A 5097-nucleotide genomic window follows, 5' to 3' on the forward strand; every position below is an offset into this window, starting at 1 on the left:
CTGACGAAGATATCTATCAGGCTATCATCAACAGGGAGGAAGATATGAAACATATTTGCGACATTTATAGATTAAAAGCTGCAAGTTGAACTTGCGAAACTTGAATTATAATCTTTCCCCACTGTTTTATTTCTATCATATTATTGTTGTCTTATAAGCTTTTGAGTAATATATAGAACGTTGCAAACTGTATAATTATGGAAATCACATAGATACCATAATATTGCACATATTTTCTCTCTTTGTCGAATTGCTTGAAATACTTTCTGTATTTGTCCTTCTTGAACAAGAGATGATTATTGATACGATATACTACTACCCCGAGAACTACCCATAGTAGTAAAAAAAGAAAATCCGATTCTAATACAGTTATCAATAAAGTTTTTATTCTTGAAAACTGAATGCCGATAATACATATAACGGCAATTATCCAAAGGCTGATACGATATACAGAAATAATAGCCAAGACTGAAATCCATGTATTAATACCTTTATCTGCCGCATCAGCCTCTATCTTTTTACTAATTGATATAATACGATTTATATAATTATTATTCCATTTCTTTAATCCAAGCCAATAAAAGGGATTAATAAGTCTGTACAAAAAATGGAATAGTATTTTATATGCACAATAATAAATCATATTATAGTATTTCTCCATCAAATCTTTCATTCCGCTGTTTTTTTGTGTATGTGAGAACAATGTATTTAGTTGCCATCTCGATTTTGTTATAAACTTAATTTATCTATGGATATAATAATCTTTAAGCAGAAACGGAAGGATAAACCAGCTTATTGTACCTATTACAGAAATAGCAACAAAAAACCAACTTTTCTTGTTGTTGCTGTTATTCCTGTAGTGATTGTCCCACCTTCGGTATCTTTTTGTGTCTTCCCAAAATACAATTTCATTTATAAACATAAATAAAAGAGAAACACATATATAAACAACGATTTTGTTCTCATTAATAAAATGAAATGGTGCTATCAGCAGCATTATCAATGCGATAAATGGAAAATAGAAAAACAATCCGCCGATGTAATTTCCGGCTCGCCCATATCCAAGTAATCCCCAGAAAAAATACTTGATTGTAAAATACCAATAGATATACCAGTTCATAATGTTAATCTCAAATTGTTTATAATGGTTCAGCAGGGAACGGTTTTCCCGTTATCCTGCGTTGTTAGCGAAATATTACTTGAATCTTTTTTATCATATATATTTAGTTATAAATCAATTTGCATATACCTATTCCTATCAAGAACACCAATAGAGGGGAACAATATATCATCCATGCTGGGATTATCTTGTTCCACATGTTACCTTTGTATTTCAAAAGTATAGCGGCAGTCCTTTTGCGAGTATATCGCAAAAATAATGCGATAAAGCACAATATACCTACACCCACAAATATACTTTGTATCTGAATGGGAGTGAAGTTCTTTAATGAAAACCAATCATCTGTCAGTGCTTTGTTAAAGAAGATACTGAAAAAGAAAAATATTATCATAGAAACCATGCCCAATAAGAGGCAAGCACTGAGACGTGCAGCTTCATTATGTTTTCGATAAACCACATATAACCGATAATACAGGTAATCAAAAAAATAATACCTGTATTTTCTCCCTTCTCGCATCAAATTGTTTCCTGCGAAATGACTTATTGTCTCTTTTCTGTATCTCATCTTTGCTGAAATTTTCGCTAATATTTATAATACCATACGGGGCATATATCCTAACCTCCATGCCCCCAAAGGTACGAAAAGAATCGGAGAAACAAACCAAACGGTTTGGAAAAGTAGCGAAAGAGTTGGCGGAAGGGGAAGAAAGGCTGTCGGCATCCTGCCATTTCCTCCGCCAACCACCGGAGCCACCAGCCTTGAAACTGGCGAAAAAGGAAATGCCGCTTTCTCTTTTTCGCCGGGCACATACTTCGCTGCCGATGAAAACAGGTTTAAGCCAGTTTGGATGTATATACAAAAGGACAAACTAAACTTACGGGAGAGGATAGCAAGCGGGATGCAATCCGGTGTGCCGGATTTGATAATGGTTTGGAAAGGAGCATCATCAGATGCTATCTTTCGTCGTTAGATACTAATTTATGGTTTCAAGAATATTACCCGATACTATATTTTGAACGCCACTGAATATATCACTGCCGTAATAATAAACAAGATTGTCATAATCAGCCCACACTTGCTCTTGTTCATCTAACCATACGGTTAAATAACCGGGATGAATGTCTGCTAAATAAATAACCTTATTGACCTTTAACTTCAAAGCCTGTTTTTGCATAGCTTCCGGACTGTATTTCTTTATTTTCTTGAAATCAAAATAAAGAATATCATACTGGTTCAACTTTAATTTCATGTTATAGAATAGAGCAATTTTGCTTATAATCCTTTCATTCAAAGGATAATCAAACTTTGAATAGGATTGTCTTAACTTGTTTATATAACAATCCTGCATCATTTGAAAATTAAACTCGTCCCAATGGTTATGAACAAGTATTTCCTTTATTGCAGTAGGTATATTCATATATAATTGTATCTAATGGGTTGTGAATAGCAGACCGTTAGGGCAGCTCATTCACTTGTTACCAACTTTTTATAAACATCCATCATTATAAGATTTCAAGAACTCATCAATCAATGATTTCGGATTACTTCTTGTAGTCCACATAATAGGTAAGTCGTAATATTCCAATTCGTGAACAATGACAGGAACTTCTTTACCTAATTGCTCTTTTATGACACCTTTTTTATGAAGTTCTTGAATAACAGAAATGATAATATCCATAAAGACCGACTGCATTTGGTCGTCTTGTTCATCCAACTTATTTTCTTCTCCATTTTTTTCGGCTCTCGAATACTCTTGTTGAGTATAGAATAAATTGGCTTCTTTAAAATACAGACGGAGATTCTTATCATTGCCGCCAATAGTACCCACTTCGTTTTGTAGCCAAAAAGCATAATTCCATTTGGCTTCCATTAAACTACTGGCATTCCTTTTTGCTACTTCCACTTGAGTTAAAGTGTTATAGCCTATTGTAATAACAGGACATCGGGGGTCGTCTTCAAGATTATCTTTCCAAAAGGAAATAGCATAGATATCTTTGATGTTTTGTTTCCCCATTTTATTAATCGCTTTTTCTGCTTTTGTATAAAAGCTTTCAAATAATGTTTCTCTATTCATGATTTATATATTTTAGTTGGTAATGGACAAGCGGGGAACGCTGTTCAAGCGTTATCACGCTTTGTTATCTATATTTTCAACTGAATCAGAATGGAATTTTAGAAGCATAAGCCGCATAATATTTTCCTTATCTTCCCAATATTCCCAGTCTATTCCATTTAACTTAGAGTTTTCGTCCTCTGTCAAATATTGAGGAATATCCCATAGCTTTTGTAATTGACTGTCATTTTCTAATCTTTGAATGATGTTGTAAGCCTGCATTAAAAGCTGTTTGGTAGCTGGTGCATTGATAGTTTCCAATCCTTTGAGTACAAGCTGATAAGCGGTATATCCCCAATTACAGAAGAACTGGAGAAATCCACCATTATACATTTCAAGTTCCAGCCAATATAATGCGGCGATTATACTGTCCGTTTCCCCCATTTCCTGATAATTGGGACGAAGTTCTGCGAACTTATGCCCAAGAGGGGAAAAGTATTGTTCCCAATATTGTTCTAAATCTTCCATTCTTATTGCTCTCGTTATAGATAATGTATTGATAACAACACCTGTCAGGAATCGGACATTCCGCTAACCCACGCCATGCGGGGGCATATCCTAACCTCCATGCCCCAAAGGTACGAAAAGAATCGGAAAAACAAACCGTATGGTTTGGAAAAGTCGCGAAAGAGTTGGCGGAAGGGGAAGAAAGGCTGTCGGCATCCTGCCATTTCCTCCGCCAACCACCATAGCCACCAGCCTTGAAACTGGCGAAAAAGGAAATGCCGCTTTCTCTTTGTCGCTGGCGCACATATTCTGAAATATCAATATATACCGCTGATACCTCTTGTCCTTAATTCTTTTGAAACCTGACGATAAGAGCTATCACCGCTACAATTAAAAATAGTCAGTCTTTTTAAGGATTTTAGCCTTAGCAGAAAATTCCAACTTCTAATATTTTTGCAAGTATTTATCCACAGTTCTTCAAGTTTAGGCAAATCTGTCAATTCATCTACATTAAACAAGTAGGGTAATGAGTTAAGATGTAAATTCTCTATTCCATTGATTTGAGAAATGCCGTTGATGGATTCTGTCTTACCGCTCAATATATCCAGCTTTCGAATAGATTTCATTAAGGATAGTTGCCCGCAGATATTCTCATTGACATTACAAAACATTATATTGTCCATTTCCTGATAGCTTAACAATGAACGCATAACAGAATCCGTGTACTTGCATATAATGCTTTTCAAACAGGGTAAATTTTTATTGGTAAATTCTATTGTCCCTTTGTAGTTACATAAATGTACCAGATTAGGCAAATAAACATTTTCTTTTATCTTCAAATTTGCATTATCCGTTTCAAATACTTCTAAATGGTTTAACCTTGTCCAGTCGAATTGTCTTACTAAATGCGGCGGAAGTTGTAGATATTCAAGTCCTTTCAGTTCATAAACTATGGATGGAAATATTCTTTCGATTTTTAATTTATCAAAAACAACAAGAGAAATCACATTCCTCTTTTTTAAGTTTATATCATTCCAATAAAATACGTGTTTGTGACTTTGGAAAGTGGTTTCATAGTATTCATGTTTGGGAATCATTATGTACCCATCTTCAAATCTATAGTGTTTACCAATAGAATAATCATCTACTCTTATATTGTTATCCATAGCGTATAAATTTATTTAGTTTTCTTTCAAGTATCAGCCCCCGCCAACTCACTTTTCCGAGTTGCCCAACTCGTTTCCGTGAGTTGCCCGACTCACGGAAACGGGTCAGTCGTCCCATCGGCTATCAGCATAGCCACTTCACTCTCGTCCACCATCTTGGTGGTGTACTGAACGGGATACCATTTCTTCGGTTCGTCCGGTTCTGACGGGTTGATGCGTTGTACCGCTTTCAAAAAAATGCTCATTGTCG

General features: G+C 35.2%; 7 protein-coding genes. 2 read left to right on the top strand and 5 right to left on the bottom strand.

Features of this window, described 5'->3' with window-relative positions:
* Window positions 1-151: 151 nt before the first annotated feature.
* The gene (locus B5F71_RS18650) at window positions 152-673 is read right to left on the bottom strand and encodes a hypothetical protein (protein ID WP_087213337.1); all 522 of its coding nucleotides are present in this window, start codon (window positions 671-673) and stop codon (window positions 152-154) included.
* Between the two features lie 1071 nt (window positions 674-1744).
* On the opposite strand from B5F71_RS18650, the gene B5F71_RS18665 reads away from it, so the two are divergent.
* A complete protein-coding gene (locus tag B5F71_RS18665; RefSeq protein WP_158098151.1) occupies window positions 1745-1993 on the top strand; it encodes a hypothetical protein in 249 nt (82 codons plus the stop codon).
* Window positions 1994-2094: 101 nt separating this feature from the next.
* On the opposite strand, the gene B5F71_RS18670 is transcribed toward B5F71_RS18665, so the two are convergent.
* The 3 genes from B5F71_RS18670 to B5F71_RS18680 all read right to left on the bottom strand — a co-directional run bounded on the left by B5F71_RS18670 (window position 2095) and on the right by B5F71_RS18680 (window position 3702).
* Window positions 2095-2538: a hypothetical protein gene (locus B5F71_RS18670; RefSeq protein ID WP_206423868.1), complete on the bottom strand. Its 444-nt coding sequence runs from the start codon at window positions 2536-2538 to the stop codon at window positions 2095-2097.
* Between the two features lie 69 nt (window positions 2539-2607).
* Window positions 2608-3195, bottom strand: coding sequence for a hypothetical protein (locus B5F71_RS18675; RefSeq protein WP_025893102.1), 588 nt, complete (start codon window positions 3193-3195; stop codon window positions 2608-2610).
* Between the two features lie 54 nt (window positions 3196-3249).
* The gene (locus B5F71_RS18680; protein ID WP_087213349.1) at window positions 3250-3702 is read right to left on the bottom strand and encodes a DUF4375 domain-containing protein; all 453 of its coding nucleotides are present in this window, start codon (window positions 3700-3702) and stop codon (window positions 3250-3252) included.
* A 139-nt stretch (window positions 3703-3841) separates the two neighbouring features.
* Between B5F71_RS18680 and B5F71_RS20520 the strand changes: the two genes are divergently transcribed.
* The gene (locus tag B5F71_RS20520) at window positions 3842-3994 is read left to right on the top strand and encodes a hypothetical protein (protein ID WP_158098152.1); all 153 of its coding nucleotides are present in this window, start codon (window positions 3842-3844) and stop codon (window positions 3992-3994) included.
* Window positions 3995-3998: 4 nt separating this feature from the next.
* Here the strand turns inward: B5F71_RS20520 and B5F71_RS18685 are convergent, their stop codons facing one another.
* A complete protein-coding gene (locus tag B5F71_RS18685) occupies window positions 3999-4847 on the bottom strand; it encodes a hypothetical protein (RefSeq protein ID WP_013619108.1) in 849 nt (282 codons plus the stop codon).
* Window positions 4848-5097 lie beyond the last annotated feature (250 nt).

It is taken from the genome of Bacteroides sp. An269, from assembly GCF_002159755.1.
In the GTDB taxonomy this organism is placed as follows: domain Bacteria; phylum Bacteroidota; class Bacteroidia; order Bacteroidales; family Bacteroidaceae; genus Phocaeicola; species Phocaeicola intestinalis.

What these genes read in the sequence shown, in the direction of transcription:
- B5F71_RS18680 (WP_087213349.1), bottom strand. Translation starts at nt 3,702, where the DNA reads ATGGAAGATTTAGAACAATATTGGGAACAATACTTTTCCCCTCTTGGG.
- B5F71_RS18665 (WP_158098151.1), top strand. Translation starts at nt 1,745, where the DNA reads ATGCCCCCAAAGGTACGAAAAGAATCGGAGAAACAAACCAAACGGTTT.
- B5F71_RS20520 (WP_158098152.1), top strand. Translation starts at nt 3,842, where the DNA reads ATGGTTTGGAAAAGTCGCGAAAGAGTTGGCGGAAGGGGAAGAAAGGCT.
- B5F71_RS18670 (WP_206423868.1), bottom strand. Translation starts at nt 2,538, where the DNA reads ATGAATATACCTACTGCAATAAAGGAAATACTTGTTCATAACCATTGG.
- B5F71_RS18650 (WP_087213337.1), bottom strand. Translation starts at nt 673, where the DNA reads ATGAAAGATTTGATGGAGAAATACTATAATATGATTTATTATTGTGCA.
- B5F71_RS18685 (WP_013619108.1), bottom strand. Translation starts at nt 4,847, where the DNA reads ATGGATAACAATATAAGAGTAGATGATTATTCTATTGGTAAACACTAT.
- B5F71_RS18675 (WP_025893102.1), bottom strand. Translation starts at nt 3,195, where the DNA reads ATGAATAGAGAAACATTATTTGAAAGCTTTTATACAAAAGCAGAAAAA.